Source organism: Enterobacter cloacae complex sp. 2024EL-00227 (assembly GCF_043945315.1).
Lineage (GTDB): Bacteria > Pseudomonadota > Gammaproteobacteria > Enterobacterales > Enterobacteriaceae > Enterobacter > Enterobacter roggenkampii.
The window spans coordinates 1-1397 of sequence record NZ_JBIMQP010000060.1; the positions used below are offsets into that span (position 1 = coordinate 1).

Sequence of the window (1397 nt, forward strand, 5' to 3'; positions counted from 1 at the left end):
ACCTTAACGAATGGAAGGGACTTCCCCTGATTATGCGCCTGATTAACTCTTGTGCAATCATGGGGTACACATCGTCCCGGAGGAATTCGTTATGACTATCACGACTGTCGGTATCGATCTTGCTAAAAATGTGTTTGCTGTTCACGGTGTTGATCAAAATGGTAGAACTGTTCTGGTTAAGCCTAAAGTATCGCGTGCTGCACTTCCTGAGTTAATTGCAAGTTTGCCTCCCTGTGTTATCGGGATGGAAGCATGCTCCGGGGCTCACTACTGGGCAAGATTGTTTCGGCAGTATGGTCATGAGCCACGTCTGATGGCTGCTAAGTTTGTATCGCCTTATCGTATGGCCGGAAAATCAGGAAAAAATGATGCAGCTGATGCTCAGGCTATCTGTGAAGCTGTTCGTCGTCCGCATATGCGGTTCGTACCAGTGAAAGACGAAAGCCAGCAGGCCATGCAGTGTTTACATCGTACCCGTCAGGGTTTTATCGAAGAGAAAACAGCAACGTATAATCGTCTGCGAGGATTGATATCTGAATTCGGTGTCATCGCGCCACAAAGTGCTGATGCCCTGCGCCACATGGTTTCTGTGCAGAAGAGCTCTTTACCGCTTCAGGTTCAGCAATGTGTTGATGATTTGATGGAACACGTTGATCGCATTGAAGCTAACATCACTGAATATGACCGAATTTTGTCCCACATAGCCAAAACAGATCATCGCAGTCAGCGGCTGATGGAGCTAAAGGGCGTTGGTCCCACAACGGCCTGTGCACTGGTCGCCAGTATCGGTAATGCACATGATTTTAAAAATGGACGTCAACTGGCAGCCTGGCTGGGGCTGACGCCATCACAATACAGCAGCGGGGGAAAGTCGAAACTCGGCAGGATCACAAAAGCCGGTGATTCGTATCTGCGAACGCTTCTGGTTCAGGGGGCTCGTTCAGTGCTTATTGGCGCCGGGAAAAGGACTGACTCATTCAGCCGTTGGGTTTGTATGTTGGTTGAGCGCAGAGGGTACTGGCGGGCTGTTGTGGCCATCGCCGCCAAAAATGCGCGGCTGTGTTGGGCATCACTACATTACGGTGATGATTTCCGGCTGTACTCAGTCAACTAAAGCTCGAAGCTGTATAACCATCTGACCTGCAATTCGTTGATGATAAAGGGTTAGACCCCGTGAGGCCTATCTGGCTATTGTACAGGATATACGTATCCGCTTAACGAACAAGAACCTCACGCGCGTCTTTCATCAGGGCCCGAATCGATGACGATTCATCATGGCCGTTTATAGTACCGCAGTCTCTCCCCTTTATTTTTACTGAAGAGCAGACAGAAACCATAAATACCGGCTTTGACATGCCGGGGAAGTCCTTATAGTACAATAATTTTCGATATCCAAA

Annotated in this window: 2 protein-coding genes; one reads left to right on the plus strand and one right to left on the minus strand. The window is 48.8% G+C overall.

Annotation, left to right across the window (positions count from 1 at the left end; all coding sequences use genetic code 11):
• The first annotated feature begins 91 nt into the window (after positions 1-91).
• Positions 92-1114, plus strand: coding sequence for an IS110 family transposase (locus ACHH0Z_RS25530; protein ID WP_000156887.1), 1023 nt, complete (start codon positions 92-94; stop codon positions 1112-1114).
• A gap of 100 nt (positions 1115-1214) precedes the next feature.
• On the opposite strand, the gene ACHH0Z_RS25535 is transcribed toward ACHH0Z_RS25530, so the two are convergent.
• Positions 1215-1397, minus strand: a 183-nt coding sequence (locus ACHH0Z_RS25535) for a hypothetical protein (protein ID WP_081054066.1), incomplete at its 5' end; no start/stop codon positions are given.